At 39.5% G+C, this 18,967-nt stretch carries 16 protein-coding genes; 6 read left to right on the top strand and 10 right to left on the bottom strand.

Features of this window, described 5'->3' with window-relative positions:
* Positions 1–20: 20 nt before the first annotated feature.
* From AC07M3_RS06975 to hutC, 5 genes are all read right to left on the bottom strand, one after another.
* On the bottom strand, positions 21–1,433 hold the full coding sequence (locus AC07M3_RS06975; RefSeq protein WP_494567089.1) for an amino acid permease: 1,413 nt from the start codon (positions 1,431–1,433) through the stop codon (positions 21–23).
* A gap of 64 nt (positions 1,434–1,497) precedes the next feature.
* Positions 1,498–3,036 (bottom strand): histidine ammonia-lyase, encoded by a 1,539-nt coding sequence (hutH, locus tag AC07M3_RS06970; protein ID WP_003654215.1) that lies wholly within the window; start codon positions 3,034–3,036, stop codon positions 1,498–1,500.
* A gap of 87 nt (positions 3,037–3,123) precedes the next feature.
* Positions 3,124–4,803, bottom strand: a complete 1,680-nt coding sequence (hutU, locus tag AC07M3_RS06965) for a urocanate hydratase (RefSeq protein WP_004640122.1) — start codon at positions 4,801–4,803, stop codon at positions 3,124–3,126.
* 249 nt (positions 4,804–5,052) lie between these two features.
* Positions 5,053–5,628, bottom strand: a complete 576-nt coding sequence (locus AC07M3_RS06960) for a HutD/Ves family protein (protein WP_494567090.1) — start codon at positions 5,626–5,628, stop codon at positions 5,053–5,055.
* Complete coding sequence (gene hutC / locus AC07M3_RS06955; RefSeq protein WP_017391094.1) at positions 5,625–6,377, bottom strand: histidine utilization transcriptional repressor HutC; 753 nt, start codon at positions 6,375–6,377, stop codon at positions 5,625–5,627. Before hutC ends, AC07M3_RS06960 begins: the two co-directional genes overlap by 4 nt.
* Before the next feature lie 352 nt (positions 6,378–6,729).
* On the opposite strand from hutC, the gene AC07M3_RS06950 reads away from it, so the two are divergent.
* The gene (locus AC07M3_RS06950; RefSeq protein WP_494567091.1) at positions 6,730–7,842 is read left to right on the top strand and encodes an acyltransferase family protein; all 1,113 of its coding nucleotides are present in this window, start codon (positions 6,730–6,732) and stop codon (positions 7,840–7,842) included.
* A 33-nt stretch (positions 7,843–7,875) separates the two neighbouring features.
* Here AC07M3_RS06950 and zigA read toward each other — a convergent pair whose 3' ends face one another.
* The 3 genes from zigA to AC07M3_RS06935 form a co-directional block, all read right to left on the bottom strand.
* The gene (gene zigA, locus AC07M3_RS06945) at positions 7,876–9,105 is read right to left on the bottom strand and encodes a zinc metallochaperone GTPase ZigA (protein ID WP_494567092.1); all 1,230 of its coding nucleotides are present in this window, start codon (positions 9,103–9,105) and stop codon (positions 7,876–7,878) included.
* 176 nt (positions 9,106–9,281) lie between these two features.
* Entirely contained in the window at positions 9,282–9,968 is a 687-nt protein-coding gene (gene zrlA / locus AC07M3_RS06940; protein WP_494567093.1) for a D-Ala-D-Ala carboxypeptidase ZrlA, read from the bottom strand.
* Between the two features lie 157 nt (positions 9,969–10,125).
* On the bottom strand, positions 10,126–11,514 hold the full coding sequence (locus tag AC07M3_RS06935) for an amino acid permease (RefSeq protein ID WP_045433949.1): 1,389 nt from the start codon (positions 11,512–11,514) through the stop codon (positions 10,126–10,128).
* A 358-nt stretch (positions 11,515–11,872) separates the two neighbouring features.
* Between AC07M3_RS06935 and fahA the strand changes: the two genes are divergently transcribed.
* The 4 genes from fahA to AC07M3_RS06915 all read left to right on the top strand — a co-directional run bounded on the left by fahA (position 11,873) and on the right by AC07M3_RS06915 (position 15,440).
* Positions 11,873–13,180: a fumarylacetoacetase gene (gene fahA, locus AC07M3_RS06930; RefSeq protein WP_494567094.1), complete on the top strand. Its 1,308-nt coding sequence runs from the start codon at positions 11,873–11,875 to the stop codon at positions 13,178–13,180.
* A complete protein-coding gene (maiA, locus tag AC07M3_RS06925; protein ID WP_494567095.1) occupies positions 13,167–13,799 on the top strand; it encodes a maleylacetoacetate isomerase in 633 nt (210 codons plus the stop codon). The genes fahA and maiA overlap by 14 nt, the downstream gene beginning before the upstream one ends.
* A gap of 17 nt (positions 13,800–13,816) precedes the next feature.
* Positions 13,817–14,365, top strand: coding sequence for a VOC family protein (locus AC07M3_RS06920; RefSeq protein WP_016139785.1), 549 nt, complete (start codon positions 13,817–13,819; stop codon positions 14,363–14,365).
* Between the two features lie 295 nt (positions 14,366–14,660).
* Positions 14,661–15,440: an IclR family transcriptional regulator gene (locus tag AC07M3_RS06915; protein WP_004640140.1), complete on the top strand. Its 780-nt coding sequence runs from the start codon at positions 14,661–14,663 to the stop codon at positions 15,438–15,440.
* 66 nt (positions 15,441–15,506) lie between these two features.
* Here the strand turns inward: AC07M3_RS06915 and hppD are convergent, their stop codons facing one another.
* Positions 15,507–16,562 carry a 4-hydroxyphenylpyruvate dioxygenase gene (gene hppD, locus AC07M3_RS06910; RefSeq protein WP_199966583.1) on the bottom strand — a complete coding sequence of 352 codons (1,056 nt, stop codon included), beginning with the start codon at positions 16,560–16,562 and terminating at the stop codon, positions 15,507–15,509.
* 525 nt (positions 16,563–17,087) lie between these two features.
* Here hppD and AC07M3_RS06905 point away from each other — a divergent pair.
* On the top strand, positions 17,088–17,558 hold the full coding sequence (locus AC07M3_RS06905; RefSeq protein WP_494567096.1) for a 2-thiouracil desulfurase family protein: 471 nt from the start codon (positions 17,088–17,090) through the stop codon (positions 17,556–17,558).
* Positions 17,559–17,573: 15 nt separating this feature from the next.
* On the opposite strand, the gene AC07M3_RS06900 is transcribed toward AC07M3_RS06905, so the two are convergent.
* A complete protein-coding gene (locus tag AC07M3_RS06900) occupies positions 17,574–18,917 on the bottom strand; it encodes an MATE family efflux transporter (RefSeq protein ID WP_199989190.1) in 1,344 nt (447 codons plus the stop codon).
* Positions 18,918–18,967: the final 50 nt, after the last annotated feature.

Genomic DNA, 18,967 nt, shown 5'->3' with positions numbered 1-18,967 from the left:
ACCATTGGGCAGTTCATTTGTTAGCTTTCTATCTCAACATTTTGCTGGATAGGATTACTTTCCTTTCCCAGATTTTGTTCTGGTTTTACCCATATGCGATAAGCAATAGTTAAGAGTACAAGCCATGTTATACCTACATAAATTGCAGGACGTGAATCAGGGAAATAACCCATCATGACTAAAATGAACACCATAAAACCAATCGCGAACGCAGGTGCATATGGCCAGCCCCATACAGGGAAATCAAGTGCTTTAATTTCAGCAGTAGATAATTTACGGCGCATCGCCACTTGCGAAAGCAAAATCATGAGCCAAACCCAGACGGTTGCAAAAGTCGCAATTGATGCAATGATCATGAATACATTTTCAGGAATCAGGTAGTTCAGTACCACACCCGTCAATAGCACACCAGCCATCACCACAACAGTCATCCATGGCACACCATTACGTGATAGTTTTTGGAAAACTCGAGGTGCTTGACCACGGTTTGCCATGCCATAAAGCATACGGCCTGCGCCGAATACATCACTGTTAATTGCTGAAACAGCTGCTGTAATCACGACAATATTTAAAATATTTGCTGCTGATTTAATGCCTAAATTTTCAAAAATCTGGACAAATGGACTACCTTGGCTACCAATTTGGTTCCATGGAAAAATCGACATCAGAACAAAAATCGTGAGCACATAAAAAAGTAAAATACGAACCGGAACAGCATTAATTGCTTTTGGCAAAGTCGTTTTCGGATCTTTAGACTCACCAGCTGTAATGCCAATAATCTCAATACCACCAAAGGCAAATACCACTACAGATAAACATGCCACCAAACCTGCAATACCATGCGGCATAAAACCGTCATAAATCCATAGGTTTGAAATGCCCGGTACGATATTGCTATGATCAGCGCGGAAGCCATAGAACATAAGGCCTAAACCGCCTACAATCATGGCAACAATGGCAGTAACTTTGATAATAGACAACCAAAATTCGAGTTCACCGAAGACTTTAACGTGAATTAAGTTAATGGCACCCAAGAACATAATTAACGATAAAATCCAGATCCACCTTGGTACATCGGGATACCAGAATCCCATATAAATACCAAAAGCAGTGACATCAGCAAGTGCAACAATCACCATTTCAAAAACATAAGTCCAACCTGTGGTAAAACCAGCTAGTGGACTAATGTATTGTGATGCATAGTGGCTAAATGAACCGGATACTGGGTTATGGACAGCCATTTCACCCAGTGCGCGCATAACAATATAAATTGCAATCCCTGCAACAATATACGCTAATAATACTGAAGGCCCCGCCATTTTAATGGCAGTTGCCGAACCATAGAAAAGCCCAGTTCCAATTGCTGAGCCCAATGCCAAGAACCGAATATGGCGGGTGTTCAAACCCCGCTGTAGTGTGGAGTTTTGTGACATTATAATCTCCAATCCTTGAGGATATTTAGTTAGATTCGGCCACTCCATGTGACCGTTTTATTAATCACACTTCAGATAGACTAGGGAGTAGGTTTGGAATAATTAACTCGTTTAGACAACCACTCGACAGTAATTCACTTGCCTGTTCAATATCAGGAGCAAAGAAACGGTCTTCGCTGTAGTACGGCACTTGAGCGCGCAAGATTTTACGGGCTTGTTCAAGTTTAGGCGAGCTTTTTAGGCCTTCACGGAAATCTAAACCCTGACAAGCGCCTAACCATTCAACAGCTAGAATGCCGCGCACGTTATCAGCCATTGGCCAAAGTCGTTTACCCGCGTTAGGCGCCATCGAAACATGGTCTTCCTGATTCGCTGAAGTCGGTAAGCTATCAACACTCGCCGGATGTGCAAGCGCTTTGTTATCACTCGCAAGCGCTGCTGCTGTAACTTGAGCAATCATGAAACCTGAGTTAACGCCACCATTTGCGACCAAGAACGGTGGAAGCTGTGACATGTGGCGGTCCATCATCATCGAAATACGACGTTCTGACAGTGAACCAATTTCTGCAATTGCCAATGCTAAATTATCTGCCGCCATTGCTACAGGTTCTGCATGGAAGTTACCGCCTGAAATCACGTCACCTTCTGCTGCAAAAACAAGAGGGTTATCAGACACTGCGTTTGCTTCAATTGCTAAAACTTCAGCAGCCTGACGGATTTGAGTTAGACATGCACCCATCACCTGTGGCTGACAACGCAATGAATACGGATCTTGAACTTTGCTACAGTCTTCGTGTGAATGTGCAATTTCACTTGATTCTGTTAAGAGGTCACGATAAGCCGCAGCCACATCAATTTGACCACGTTGACCACGTACTTCATGAATACGTGCATCAAACGGTGAACGTGAACCCAGCATTGCTTCAACACTTAAACCACCGCATACAGTTGCAGCAGCAAATAAATCTTCAGCTTCAAACAAACCACGTAAAGCATAAGCGGTCGAAACTTGTGTACCGTTTAGAAGTGCCAAGCCTTCTTTAGCTGCTAAAGAAATTGGCTCTAAGCCTGCAATTTTTAAAGCTTCAACTGCTGGTATCCATTCACCTTTATAGCGCGCCTTACTTTCACCCAACAAAATCAATGACATATGTGCAAGTGGTGCCAAATCACCCGAAGCACCTACTGAGCCTTTAAGAGGAATGTGCGGATAAACTTCTGCATTAATTAAAGCCAACAATGCATCAATGACTTTACGGCGAATACCTGAGAAACCACGTGCCAAGCTATTTGCTTTCAATAGAATAATTAAACGAACCATTGCATCATCAAGTGGCTCACCTACACCTGCTGCATGCGAAAGAACTAATGAACGCTGTAATTGTTCTAAATCTTCAGGAGCAATCTTGGTTGAAGCAAGTAAACCAAAACCTGTGTTAATGCCGTAAGCTGTACGCCCTTCATTTACAATCTGTTCTACACAAGCCACGCTTGCGTTAATTGCAGCTGAAGCACTGTCATCTAATTTAACTTTAATCGGGTTGAGGTAAGCTTGACGTAAATCAGCTAAGGTTAATTTTCCCGGTTGGATCAATAATTCCATGTTGGCTTCCTAATTTTTGGCACTATATTCTGCTGAGACGGTGCTTTTCACAATTGCAAAAAGCACCGCTAGTTTTTCCATGTGTTTTTATTGAGTGATCATTGGCAAGTTTAAGCCTTGCTCTTTCGCACAGTTAATCGCAATTTCATAACCTGCATCGGCATGACGCATAACACCTGTTGCAGGGTCATTGGTCAGTACACGAGCAATACGTGCAGCAGCGTCATCTGTACCATCACACACAATCACAACGCCTGAGTGTTGAGAGAAGCCCATACCTACACCGCCACCATGGTGTAGAGACACCCAAGTTGCCCCGCCTGCTGTATTTAACAAAGCATTTAATAAAGGCCAGTCTGATACTGCGTCTGATCCGTCTTGCATTGCTTCAGTTTCACGGTTTGGACTCGCAACTGAGCCTGAGTCTAAGTGGTCACGACCAATTACGACTGGTGCTGATAATTCACCACTACGAACCATTTCGTTAAAAGCTAAACCAAGTTTTGCACGTAAGCCTAAACCCACCCAGCAAATACGCGCTGGTAAACCTTGGAAGCTAATGCGTTCACGTGCCATGTCTAACCAGTGATGTAAATGTTCATCATCCGGAATTAACTCTTTAACTTTGGCATCTGTTTTATAAATGTCTTCTGGATCACCAGAAAGCGCTGCCCAGCGGAATGGACCAATACCACGGCAGAACAATGGACGAATATATGCAGGAACGAAGCCAGGGAAATCAAAAGCGTTTTCTACGCCTTCTTCTTTCGCCATTTGACGAATGTTATTACCATAGTCAAAAGTTGGAACACCCATTTTTTGGAAATCGAGCATTGCTTGAACGTGTTTCGCCATCGACTGTTTTGCAGCTTTTACAACAGCTTCTGGTTCTGTTTTCGCACGTTCACGGTATTCATCCCAAGTCCAACCTACTGGTAAGTAACCATTGAGTGGATCGTGTGCACTTGTTTGGTCTGTTACCATGTCTGGACGTACACCACGGCGCACAAGCTCAGGTAAAATTTCAGCAGCGTTACCATGAAGTGCAATTGAAATAACCTTGCCTTCTTTCGTGTAACGATCAATACGCGCTAAAGCATCATCTAAATCAGTTGCTTGTTCATCTACATAACGCGTACGTAAACGGAAATCGATACTTGCTTGTTGGCATTCAATGTTTAAAGAGCATGCACCTGCAAGTGTTGCAGCTAACGGTTGAGCACCACCCATACCACCTAAACCAGCAGTTAATACCCAACGACCGTTTAAATCACCGTTGTAATGCTGACGACCTGCTTCAACGAAAGTTTCGTAAGTACCTTGCACAATGCCTTGGCTACCAATGTAGATCCATGAACCTGCTGTCATTTGACCGTACATTGCTAAAGCTTTTGCATCTAACTCGTTAAAGTGTTCCCAGTTTGCCCAGTGCGGCACAAGGTTTGAGTTTGCAATTAAAACGCGTGGTGCATCTTTATGAGTTTTAAATACGCCTACTGGTTTGCCTGATTGAACTAATAGAGTTTCATCAGTTTCAAGATTTTTTAAAGTATCTACAATTTTGTCGAAACATTCCCAGTTTCGTGCTGCACGGCCAATACCACCGTATACAACCAACTCTTTCGGGTTTTCTGCAACGTCCGGATCAAGGTTATTCATCAACATACGTAATGGCGCTTCAGTTAACCAACTTTTAGCCGTCAATTCAGTGCCGCGTGGCGCACGAATTTCTACATCACGAAATTTTGTTGTCGTTGTTGTTGTCACAGGCGGACTCCTTCCTTTGAGCTTACATCAGCAGAACATCACTTGTTTCTGCATTTGTATAGTAATGTATTAACTTGTATATACATCCATATACTACACAAATATTTTAAAACGTGAAGAGGGTTTCAAATATTTTTTTAAAAACTAAAATAAGCATTTGAATTAACTATATTTATTTTTAACACCGACATAAAAAAAGCACATATCCTTGAGTTGGACATGTGCTTTAAAAAAATAATTTATTTACTTTTAACGTTGAATTAGCTCAATAACATAACAATTTTTTGCCCAATTTTGAGGAAAATGAACTGAGGTAATTGCAGTGGTTTTCTCAATTTTTAAAGTCTCGTGAGCAGCAAGCAAAAAGGTTTTGTCCTCAATCGCTACTTCAGTGTTAGAACCACTATTAAAAATAAAAATCAGGTCTGCCGAGCTTAAAAAAGTCTGTGCTTCTGTACCATCTACTCTCTGAAAGCGGGCATGAAACTTTCCAGGATCATAAATTAAATTTAGATCGCGAATTGCACCGTCAACCAGTTCACTATGCACCTGACTTTCACCATGAAAAGCAAAAATATCACCCAGCTTTAACGACCTAGCAGGCAGATCATCGACATGTAATACGATGCCTTGTCCATCAAGTACAGTAATAATTCGCTGCTTATTTGGGAACAAGGAAAATGGTCCAGAATTTGTCACATCTGCCATGGAAATTCGCCAGTCGAAATCAAGATCACCTAGGCTTCGCGCAATTTCCAAAGTATAGCCTGCACCATTTTTCCAAAGCATTTTTGTATATTGATCTGCCTTGAGTACTTCAATCATTGCGTAAATTTGCCTTCTAGATAATAACGACTACCCGGATATGTTAGACGGGCACTAGAAATGAGTTGTTTGTTTGACCATGTACGACGGCGAATGAGTAAACATGGTTCAGTTTTAGTGATTTTTAACCACTTACACTCTTGCGGAGATGCTAAAACAGCTTCAACAATGTGCTCGCCTTCTGTCACAGGTGCTTTCGCCATTAAGTATGCATTTGGAGTAATGGTTTTAAAGTCTTGTTCTAAATAATCTGGAATGAGTGCTGCATCAACCAAACGATCTTCGACCTGAACTGGCACATCATTTTCATAATGCACAATAATTGAATGAAACAGCTTTTGCCCTTCACGAGTCTGCATTAATACACTTTGCTCTGCATTTGCATAAATTTGTTCTAAAATTAAAACTTCAGCATGGTGCTTATGGTTTCGTGCAACAATCTCTTCGGCAATATTATTAATTTGAAAAAGTGCAGTTCGGCCTTGCCCTTCAGCAACAAAAGAACCAACACCCTGTATACGTACCAATAGACCCTCAGTCGTTAATTCACGTAAAGCGCGATTTACTGTCATGCGACTGCAACCAAGTTGATTGACCAGTTCACTTTCCGAAGGAATTTTTTTATTTACAGCCCAAGAGCCTTCATAAATCTTTTGTGAAATCAGCTGTTTTACGCGTTGATATAAAGGAACTGGACTATCAGCTTCAATCGAAAGCTCAGCATGTTCTTGTTTTGATGTTCTGGGCATAACAAATACTCAAAAAGGCAGCAGGCAAAATCATATTTTAGTTGACATGCTATGTATATACAACCACATACAATATGTTAATTAATGAATTAAATAGATTTTAAAAAGTTTAAAAAATAAACATAGCTCAACAAGAGCTAATTTAAAGTTTTATGTAGATAAATTCAAATATATAAAGGTTTTATCAATATTTATTTAATAATTATTTGTGCTATGCCTTTGCTCCATTCAAAGATAAAAAAGTATGATCCTTTTAGGTTTACGAAATGATGCTTAAAAATTTTATTTAAAATAACTGATCGATAGTATTCTTCTGCCACACAGTATATTAATAAAACTGGAAGCACATCGAATGCGTAATTATAAAATAGATATTCTTCGAGGAATCTCTATCCTTTTGGTTCTTTTACATCATTTTAATATTCCTTATAAACTTAAAGATACATGGTTAGGTTTTAACTTTTTAGGTGAAGCATTTAGCATGTTAATCGCAAGAAACGGAAATTATGGCGTTACCATGTTTTTTGTGATTTCAGGTTTTTTAATTACCCATCACACTTTAAAAAGAGACAAACAATTCTCCGCAATTAACCTCAAACATTTTTATATCCGGCGCGCAGCTCGTATTTTACCGTGTCTGGTTTTACTCATTTCAGGTGTAAGTGTACTTGGGTCATTTGACTTAAAACCCTTTATGAACCAAGCTCCCAATGGCATTGAGGTTTCCTATCCACTAACAATTTTTGCAGCTTTAACCTTCTGGATGAATATCCTGATTATCAAATTTGGTTGGGTAAACTATGCTTTAGGTGTGTTGTGGTCACTCTCTGTAGAAGAAGTTTTCTACTTTGTTTTTCCATTATTGTGTTTGCTCACACGCAGTAATAAGGTCTTTATTGCTGTACTGATTGGGGTAATTTTATACGGACCTTATTTTAGATCTCTACATTTTGGAGAAGAAAGCGGAGCTTATTTATATCATTATTTTTCGAGTTTTGACGGCATAGCCATTGGTTGTTTAATTGCGATATTTTCTCATATATATCGCCCAAATTGGGCCTATAAAAAGCCTCTTTCTTGGTTGATTATTTTAAGCATGGCCACTCTATATTTATATGCTCCCATTAAAGAAGTCAGTACATGGGGTATTAGCTTATTTGCTTTTGCCACAGGCTTACTCATTTTGTGTTTTCAGCATCCTACGGGAACGCAAGCACATAGTCTGTTTACAAAAGTGATGGTCTGGTTGGGGCAAAGAAGTTATGAAACTTATTTGTTTCATCTGGTTGTGCTGGGTCTCATGAAAGTTGCTTTTATTCCAGCTCAAACTGACTCTAGCATCAAAATTATGCTTTTAATTGCCTATCTCGTTCTGACTTTCATCATTAGCGCATCAATTGAAAAATATTATTCGACACCACTTAACAGCTACATTCGAAAGATTTTCATTAAAGACAAATCATAAAAATAAGCCCCTTTAAAATAGGGGCTTATTTAATTAAGCGATCAACATAGTTTCATCATCTTGCTTAAAAGGATTCGACCAGCTCTGCCAAACTTGTGGACCTAAAGCCATTTCTTCATCACTTAATAAACAATGGTCTAATCTTTCTATCAAAGCTTGCTCATCCATTTGCATACCAATGAGAACCAGCTCTTGCCTTGCATCACCTGTTTTTGCATCCCAAACCTTTTTAATTTGTTCGATGCTGTCTAAATCACTTGGCCAGTCTTCTTCGGCAACGGCTGCCCACCAATAGCCTGCTAAGCCGTGCCGAGCCATCGCACCCGCTTGTGACCATGAATAAGCCAATGTCGGTTCGGCAGCCAACCAGAAAAAGCCTTTGGAACGAACAACTCCCGGCCATTCAGCCTGTACCAAATCATAAAAACGCTGCGGATGAAAAGGTCGGCGGGCACGGTAAACAAAGCTACTGATTCCATACTCTTCGGTCTCTGGCGTATGCTCACCACGCAATTCTTTTAACCATCCCGGCGCTTGTGCGGCTTCGTCAAAATCGAATAGATGTGTATTTAAAATTTTATCTAAAGCAATCTTTCCAAATTGAGCAATTTCAATTCGGACACGTGGGTTTAATGTCTTTAGAATTGCAGTAAGCTGCTCTTGCTGAGCTTGGTCAATCAAATCAATTTTATTCAGCACAATCACATCACAAAACTCGATCTGATCGATAAGTAAGTCGACCACAGTTCGTTCATCTTGTTCGCCTAGCGACTCTCCACGTTGCTGTAGTGAGTCCAGAGAGCTGTAATCTTTAAGGAAGTTAAAAGCATCGACTACAGTGACCATGGTGTCGAGTCGAGCAAACTCATTTAAAGAATTTCCATTTTCGTCTTCAAAAGTAAAGGTTTCTGCAACAGGCAATGGTTCTGAAATGCCTGTTGACTCAATCACCAATTGGTCAAATCGCCCTTCATCGGCTAAACGTCTAACTTCAACCAGTAAATCTTCTCGTAGCGTACAGCAGATACAGCCATTACTCATTTCAACCAGCTTTTCATCTGTTCTTGAAAGCTCCGCCCCACCTTCGCGTACTAATGCCGCATCAATATTCACCTCTGACATATCATTCACAATCACGGCAATACGGCGACCTTCACGATTATTTAAAATATGGTTAAGTAACGTGGTCTTTCCTGCCCCCAAAAAACCAGATAAAACAGTGACAGGAAGTTTGGCAAATGAGTTGGCGATTGCAGTTCGCATGGCTTGTTCTCTTTGAATAATATTTAAAACTAATCATGACTAACCATTAAATATGGTCAGATGGCAGGTGTTTCTACTCTAAACCATATTAATGTTATGTTATAACATAACTATTAAGCAAGTTTTTTATCTCTCCTTCCTTTACACCAGTAAATTAGTCTTTGAAAAAATTACTTTTAAAAGCCCTGACACATTGACGTTTTATAGTGGTGATCGGGCCCCCACGCTCTAAAACCTTGGCTATCAATATGAATTTGTCCCGAAGCATAAACACCCAATCCCATCTTGAGTGCTTGTCCTTTGGTTGCCCAGAACTGACAAATTTTGGTTTTGCTTTGTTGAATATTGAACTGGTCTAAGTCACTCGGCTGTTCTGGCCCAATTCGAAAATCCAGCGCTGCATTAAAGACATGTCGAGAAGCATCCGCACCACCAGCACAGCGGTTTAGAGATAAAGCTCGATAAACCGATGTCACTTCAAAATCGTTTATTACCCCATCGTTAACCAATGCTTTTAAGATGCTGAGTGTCGGAACGATATTGGACCAAATCTCGCGTGGAGGCACCGCATAGGGTTCAACTCCACATTTTTGCCAATCTCGGGCTGAACGTAATAATTCATGGTCTGGAATTAAAGTAGCAAGACCATTTTTTTGCAGGAATTGCTTGTAAGCCTGTACAGATTGTCCGTGATCTGCAGATGCTAACCATGCAATATAATCCTCAGGTTGTGGCTTTATTTTGCCGACTGACTTTGAAGGTTGAGGCAGCGTGGACTGCGGTTGCAAAGGAATCGTTGGCTTGGGTGTTTGGGTACTACACGCTGTGAGAGATAATAAAAGTAAACCTAAATAACGCTTCATAAATATGCTCTATCTTCACCAATAATGGGAAAGATGCTCATCATTAAATTCAAAAAATGTTATATTATAACAATAATAAAATCTTTTACTTTCTGTTGCTAAATTTTAAAAATAAAAAAGGACGTATGAAATACGTCCTTTTATGGTTAAATCAATCTTACAAATCAGCTTCAAGTGCAGGCACAGGTTGCTCTGCTTTCAGCTTACGACGTTTAAATTGATAAGCCACCATTAAACATAGAATCCAACCAGGAATCATCATGACTGCAATACGCATGTCTGGTGTTAAAGACATTACAACTAAAATGCCCAACATAAACACGATGCAAAGATAGTTGCTAAATGGATACATAAAGCTTGGAAACTTTGTAGTTTGACCTTGGCTTTGCTTGTATTTACGGAATTTTAAATGTGTCCATGAGATTACAACCCAGTTAATCACAATCGCTGCGACAACCAACATCATGAGCAAACCAAATGCTTTTTCAGGAAAAATGTAATTTAACAGCACACATAAAATAGTCACCGCAGCAGAAAGGATCACTGCATTGGTTGGAATACCGCGTTTATTAATGTGTGCAAATGCTTTTGGTGCATTACCTTGTTGTGCAAGACCCAATAGCATACGGCTACTGCAATAACTTGTCCCGTTATAAACTGAAACCGCAGCAGTCAAAATCACAAAGTTCAGCAACGTTGCAATGCCTTGGCTATCTAAAGAAGCAAAAACCATCACAAATGGGCTACCGCCTTCAGCCATCTGGTTCCATGGGAATAGCGAGAATAAAACCAAAAGTGTCGCAATATAGAAAATCAAAATACGGTAGATAATTTGATTCACAGCTTTAGGTAAGGTTTTGTCCGGATCACGTGCTTCAGCCGCCGTAATACCAAAAAGTTCGATACCACCAAAAGCAAAAATAATGACCGCCATTGCCATCACTAAGCCTTCAACACCAAACGGGAAAAAGCCGCCGAGTGCCCAAAGGTTAGAAATGCTTGCCTGTGGACCTGCCGTGCCTGTTGCTAGTAAATATGAACCAAACCCAATCATTGCCAGAATTGCCAAGATTTTGACAATAGAAAACCAGAATTCCATTTCGCCAAAAAACTTAACATGCAGCAAATTAATGCCGTTAATTAAGACAAAGAAGGTTAAAGCAGATGCCCACGTTGGAATTTGCGGCCACCAATATTGAATATAAAGACCAATTGCGCTTAGTTCTGCCATACAAACAAGGACATTCAGTACCCAGTAATTCCATCCAGACATGAACCCAGCAAATGGTCCCCAATATTTGTAGGCAAAATGACTAAAAGACCCACTTACTGGCTCTTCAACTACCATCTCACCAAGCTGACGCATCATTAAAAAAGCAATAAATCCTGCAATTGCATAGCCAAGGATGACCGATGGACCTGCTAATTTAATCGATTGTGATATACCAAGAAAAAGCCCTGTGCCAATCGCCCCACCCAATGCAATAAGCTGGATGTGCCGATTACTCAAACCATGTTTCAGGTTTCCTTGCTCTTGTGCTGACATATGATTATTCTCATCCGTGTCACGTAATTTTTTTCCAATAAATTACGTATATCATAAATTAATCAAACTTTCATAGAGATTCATGAAAAAATAATTGCGTGACTTTTCTCAAGAACGCGAATGAAAACAGAAAATACAAGAAATGACAATTATTATGAAATGTGTAATTAAATTATGTATTGCGTAATTTGATGAATTCAGTATTATAGAGACATAAAGCAATTGGTTGTGCTCGGTCTATATCAAACTCATAAGACAAAAGATGATCTACATAAAGGTTAAAAAACTTGTTGAGTAGCTCAGTCCTAGACCGAACTTTTATTTGTATAAGACCCGAGATAAAGACAAGGACGCGAAAATGGAACAAAAACTAAACTCTTTTATTGAAGTTTCACCTCAATCAGATTTCACTATTCATAATTTGCCTTATGGTATTTTTAGCAGAACTAGCGAAGGCGAGCGTCAAGTTGGTGTAGCTATTGGTGAGTGGGTTATTGATCTCGCTGCACTTGAAAAGCATGGTCTTTTAAAACTTTCAGAACAAGACACCTACTTTAATCAACCGACCCTGAATAAATTTATTGAGTCTGGCAAAGCAAACTGGTCAAAAGTGCGTAAGACACTACAGTCTCTTCTCTCGGCTGATAATTTAACGCTTCAACAAAATGAAGCATTACGTCAGGAAGTATTGGTTAAACAAGACAGCGTTACTTTGCATTTACCTGTTCAAGTACCTGGTTATACCGATTTCTATTCTTCTAAAGAACACGCGACCAATGTGGGTTGTATGTTCCGCGACCCAAAAAATGCTTTACTGCCAAACTGGACTGAATTGCCTGTGGGTTATAACGGCCGTGCTAGCTCTGTTGTGGTCAGTGGCACTCACGTCGTACGCCCATCTGGTCAAATTAAACTTCCAAATGAAGAGCGCCCAGTTTTTTCTGCAACGCGTAAACTCGATTTTGAACTTGAAACAGCGTTTGTTATTGGTAAACCAACGGCGCTTGGTCAACCGATCTCGATTGAAAATGCGTGGGACCATATTTTTGGAATGGTATTACTCAATGACTGGTCAGCACGTGATATTCAGCAATGGGAATATGTTCCACTCGGCCCTTTTAACGCTAAAACTTTTGCCAGTTCGATTTCACCTTGGGTCGTGACGCTTGAAGCACTTGAACCATTTAAAGTTGAAGGCCCGAAACAAGACCCGAAGCCAATGGGCTATTTACAAGAAAATATCGCCAACAGTTACGACATTAATTTGAGTGTTGAAATTCAAACGCCAAAATCGACACAAACTGACGTGATCTGTAAAACCAATTTTAAATATATGTATTGGTCTATGTCTCAACAGCTCACTCACCATACCATTGCTGGTTGTAATGTTCAGGTTGGTGACTTAATGGGTTCAGGAACAATTTCAGGTTCTACACCAGATTCGTATGGCAGTTTGCTTGAGCTTACATGGAACACAACTAAGCCGTTAACACTTGCCAACGGTGAAACTCGTGGTTTCTTACAAGATGGCGATACACTCATCATGAAAGGCCACTGTGAGAAAAATGGAATCCGTGTCGGCTTTGGTGAAGTGAAAAATACAGTTCTTCCTGCATTAACGTTCGATTTTGCAGAAACTTCGGAGCCTGACTATGAGGCTGTATAGTTACTTTCGTAGCTCTGCAGCCTACAGAGTACGGATTGGTCTAAACATTAAAGGTTTAGCTTATGAAACTGTTCCGGTACATCTAGTAAAAAACGAACAGCAAAGCGAAGACTATTTAAAGTTAAACCCTAGTGCTCTGGTCCCGACTTTAATTGACGGCGATTTAACCTTGTCTCAATCTTTAAGTATTTTGGAATATCTGGATGAACAATATCCAGAAACCAAATTACTCCCAAGAGATGTGCAAGAACGTGCCAAAGTCCGTGCTTTTGCACAAGCTATTGCCTGTGATATGCACCCATTAAATAACCTGCGCATTCTGAAATATTTAAAAAATGAGTTAAATGTTTCAGATGAGCAAAAAAATTACTGGTATCAACACTGGATTCTTGAAGGTTTTCAAAATCTGGAACAGCAACTACAAAATTCGAATGGCCAATTTTGCTTTGGACAAGAAGCTACGGTTGCCGATTGCTGTCTGATTCCACAAGTTTACAACGCGAAACGCTTCAAGATTGATTTATCTGCGTTTCCAAAAATTGAATCGATTTATCACCATTGTTTGTCTATCCCAGCCTTCTATAACGCGGCGCCAGAACAACAACCAGATTGGGAATAGTAAAAAGGAGTTTTAATATGACATTTGCCATTAAAAAAATACATCACGTTGCATATCGTTGTAAGGATGCGAAAGAAACTGTTGAGTGGTATAAAAAAATGCTCAACATGGACTTCATTTTAGCTTTTGCTGAAGACCATGTCCCATCAACTAAAGCTTTTGACCCATATATGCATTTATTCTTAGATGCAGGTCAAGGCAACGTTTTGGCATTTTTTGAATTGCCGACTCAACCAGAAATGGGCCGAGACGAAAATACGCCTCAATGGGTACAGCATATTGCTTTTGAAGTCGAAGATGTAAATGCGCTGATGGCTGCGAAGCAACATTTAGAAGAAAATGGTGTGAAAGTTTTGGGTGTAACCAATCATGGTATTTTCCACTCAATTTATTTCTTTGACCCAAATGGCCACCGTTTAGAACTTACCTATAACGATGTGCGCGCTGAAGAAAAAATTGCAAAAATTACTGAAGAAATGAAAGCAGAAATGCTTGAGGAATGGAGCAAAACTAAACGCGCTCCTCACCATACACATTTCTTACATGAAGAAGAGTTAGGAACCTAATTTTAAAAGAGCGATCTAAAAAGTCGGCATTGATTAGAATTGTTTGGATGAACTGTTCTGTATCAATGCCGATTTATATTATTTAAAGCTGCTAAATTTCTAGAAATTTGCGCTACAAATGAGAGTATGGTGATTTTAGAAAATTGTTGATTATTAAACATGCCAATTTCGCTAATAGAAAAAGGTGATTTCTATTTCTCACTAGGCTCAGGCATGATGTAAAACGCACCAATTTCAATTTATGTTTTGAACATCACTGTTTAACAACTGAAGTAACTTTATTAAGGGTATTTAAATGATTGAAGAAAAAGTATCTGGGGGGGTTCAATCACTTGAAGTCGGTTTATCTGTACTAAATGCCCTTTTAGAGCACAATCAACCTATTATTCTCAAAGATCTGTCTAGTAAGCTAGAAATGCATCCTGCGAAGGTACACCGCTATCTCGTTAGTCTTATTCGCATGGAATATGCAAAACAGCTTGATGATGGCCAATATGCTTTAGGTGATCAGGCATGGCGCTTAGGTCTAAACTGTGTTCAACATAGCGACACACTACAGCTGGTACAGCATTTAATTTACGACCTACAAAACAAAATTGGTTGCGGTATACAAATTAGTAAATGGTCGCCTAAAGGCCCTGTGGTTGTTCAATCTATTGAATCTAACCACCCTATTTCGATTGTCACCAAAGTCGGCTCGATCATGCCTTTAGTTAATTCTGCTGCGGGACGTTTATTTGCATCTTACCTTCCAGAACATTTTGTTCGCCCCTTAATGGAAACAGAATGGCAAAAGCATCAAGAGCTTGGTCTTAACATTGCACCACAAAACTGGCAAGCGTTTACAGAGCTTAAAGAAACGATTCGCCAGCAAGAAATGTCGGCAGCGAAAGGTGATTTACTAACAGGAATTAATGCAGTGGGTTTACCTGTGTTTAACTCAAATCAAAGCATAGAGTTTTGTATTGTCGCACTGGATAGCGAAATGTTTTTACCAGTCGACCCTCACAGTAAAACGATTGAAATCCTAAAAAATGAAGTGAAGCTCATCAATCAATATATTAAAAGTCGCTAATTAACAGCCATAAAAAAACCAAGAGATCAACCTCTTGGTTTTTTTAGATGAGAAACAAAGCTCAGCTTATTTAGTTTCTAGAACACCACGGCGAATCTGGTCACGTTCAATTGACTCGAACAACGCCTTGAAGTTACCTTCACCAAAACCATCATCATCTTTACGTTGAATAAATTCAAAGAAGACTGGACCAATCATGTTTTCAGAGAAAATTTGCAATAACAGTTTCTTCTGACCATCTTTGGTATTGCCGTCTAGCAAAATACCACGCTGTTTTAACTCGTCAGTCGGCTCACCATGCTCAGGTAAACGCTCTGGTAGCATTTCATAATAAGTATTTGGCGGTGGTGTCATAAATTTCAGACCGAGGCCTTTTAACTTATCCCAAGTCGAAATTAAGTCATCACAAATAAACGCGATATGTTGAATACCTTCGCCATTAAAGTCAGACAGGAACTCTGCAATTTGGCCGTTTCCTTTGTCCGAATCTTCGTTTAATGGAATACGGATCATGCCGTCTGGCGCTGTTAATGCTTTAGACGTTAAACCTGTATATTCGCCTTTAATATCAAAGTAGCGAATTTCTTGGAAGTTAAAGATTTTTTCATAGAAGTTTGCCCAATACTCCATACGGCCTTTGTAGACGTTATGAGTTAAATGGTCAATTTCGTTTAAGCCTGCACCTACTGGGTGTCTTTGAGCATCATCAAAGAACGTAAAGTCGTTTTCATAAATATCACGGTCAACTAAAAAGATTGGCATGCCACCAATACCTTTAATTGCCGGAATGTTGAGCTCCATTGGCCCAACTTTTGAATACATTGGTTCAGCACCAAGTTCTACGGCTTTCTGGAAAGCTTTTGCTGCATCACGTGTTTTAAAGCCCATCGCACAAGCAGATGGACCATGTTCATTAAAGAAGAATGAAGCATAAGATTCTGGCTGATAATTCAGGATAATATTGATATTTCCTTGACGCCATAAGTACGCTTCTTTCGATTTATGCTTGGCTACTTTTGAAAAGCCGATTGTTTCAAAAACTGGATCTAATTCATTTTCTTTTGAAACAAACTCAATAAATGCAAAACCGCATAATTCTAATGGGTTCTCTAAAATATCCATCTAGTTTCCCTCTGGTGATTACCTGTTCCGTTTATCTCTATTGCTGATCAATTCAGCTCCTTTCTCTATAGAATACGTATTTATTGGGTAGGTCTTTGAACCGTCAAAATGCCTTAACCCAACGCATCCTATGAGAAAAAAACGAATCACTAAAAAGATATGATGAGCGTGAAGCTTTTGATGATTAATTCCCGTTCCATGTGGTGTTTATTTTCCATACACACTGTCCTTTCTTATCTAAAAGTACGATTGAGATTTTTCACTAAACCCTTAAAAATCGTCTTTTCCTAAAAATCATTTATAGATTTATGGAGACCAACATCCTTGTTGGATCTCCAATGGCCATTTACCTTAAAACAGATGCTACTAAAAACAATTAAATTATGCAATACATAACTTAATTATGAATTGCATAATTTTGGTAATCTTTTAATTTGTGTGTTTTTAAAATGAATTGTCATATTCCATATTCTGTTTATGATTCTTAATCTTCAAAAATCTCACCTGCTTTGAGTTTGGAAAACTATGCTTCTAGTCAGCGCATGTTTAATTGGCGAACCTGTTCGTTATGACGGTAAATCTTGCCTAAATATTTTACTTAAGCAGCTGTTACTCAATAAAAAAGCTCATGCTCTTTGTCCAGAGTTATTAGGTGGTTTTACCACTCCGCGCTTACCCGCAGAAATTGTTGGGGGAACAGGACAAGATGTGCTAGATGGCAAAGCAAAAATTACCGATTCATCTGGTTTAGATGTAACAGACTTATATTTAAAAGGTGCACACCGCACTTTAGAAATTGCACAGCAAATAAAAGCAAGCTGTGTGGTTTTAAAAGAAAATAGTCCCTCTTGTGGTAGTCAAAAAATTTATAACGGGACTTTTCAAGGCGAAAAAATTGTTGGAACTGGAATCACCACGGCACTTTTACAGCGCCATGGTTTTGAGGTGATTTCTGAAAATGAAATTGAAGATTGGTTAGCAGAACATCCGCTTTAATGGTTGTCTGCTCACTCAAAACCCTCTTAATTGCTTTCTAAAATGAAAACAGAGGGCACTCAATACACAAGCTATTAAATAACTCAGGGCGGCCATCCACCAGAAACCATAAATTCCCATCGCTGAAATCGAGATATCCTGCCAATGCAGCCCTTTATAGGCCACCCACCAACCACCGCCCAATCCGCAAGCCAGTACTACGACCAAGAAAATTAGCATCGGTAAAATCGACACATCCCAACAGCGTAACAAAGAGGTCAATAACGCCATTAAGCCATCTAGAAAATGAAACATACAGACAATTAACAGCAGTGATGCAGCTAAAATCTGTACGGCCAAATCATCTGAATAGAACGTGACAATCAAGTCCCGCTCCAACCATAAACACAGAGACAGACTGCCACTCACTGCCATAATCACCCATATACTTTGTGTGGCAATTTTATCTGCTTCTTCCATGTTTCCGCTGCCCATAGATCGTGACACCAAAATGCTATAAGCCGAGGCAATTGATGACGGGATAATAAACATGAACCCGCTGGTGCTCGCGACAATTTGATGGGCTGCTGACACCACACTTCCAAAAGGCAAAATCAGAATAGCAACCGAACAGAATGCAACGACGTCCATCAACGCCAAGATCGCGGTCGGTATCCCTATTTTTAAAATCATCCGCAGACTTTGTCGGCTATCTTCAGGTGACAGTTCTGGATGTTCAATAAAGATGTAGCCTTTCTCCAGAAAAAATAGGTAATAAACAGCCAGCATAAACCACCTTACAATGAGGGTGGCTAACAAAGCCCCTATCGCACCGAGTGGCGGAATTGAAAATGAATCGACGCCATAAATTAAAAGATACGACAAAATAATTTTAAGAATAAAAAAAATGATATCTGATAATAAAACCTTATGCGCATTTTCAGTGACCTGAGACAAAGCTGTAAATAAACGCATGAGTAAATGCGCAGGTAAAATAAATACCAAAGCCCAAATACAGTTTTTAGTAATTGAAATGACATGTTCAGATGCACCAAACAATTTTGGTAAATCACGGAACAAGTAAAGCAAGCCAATACTAATCAATGCCGAACATAACATCAGCCAGATGCCTTGAATAAAAATCTGACGAATACGTGGTATATCATGACAACCATAAGCTTCCGAGAGCTTGAGCATCACACCTTGCAGAATCCCCATACCAATGACATAAATCACTGTATATAAAGATAAGGTCACTGATAATGCGGCTACATGGTCATTACTAAAATGCCCTACATAAGCAATATCAATCAATCCACTTAAAACTAGGATTAAATTGCTTGAAAGCATTGGAATAAATAATTTAAAAATCTGATTCATTTAGGAAATGCCTTATTTTTCTTTGCGAGTTATATTCATATTCACGTTAT

The sequence above is a fragment of the Acinetobacter sp. GW821-FHT09D10 genome (assembly GCF_059416285.1).
The sequence above is the reverse complement of the archived record's forward strand: the minus strand, read 5'-3'. Positions and strand labels throughout refer to the sequence as shown.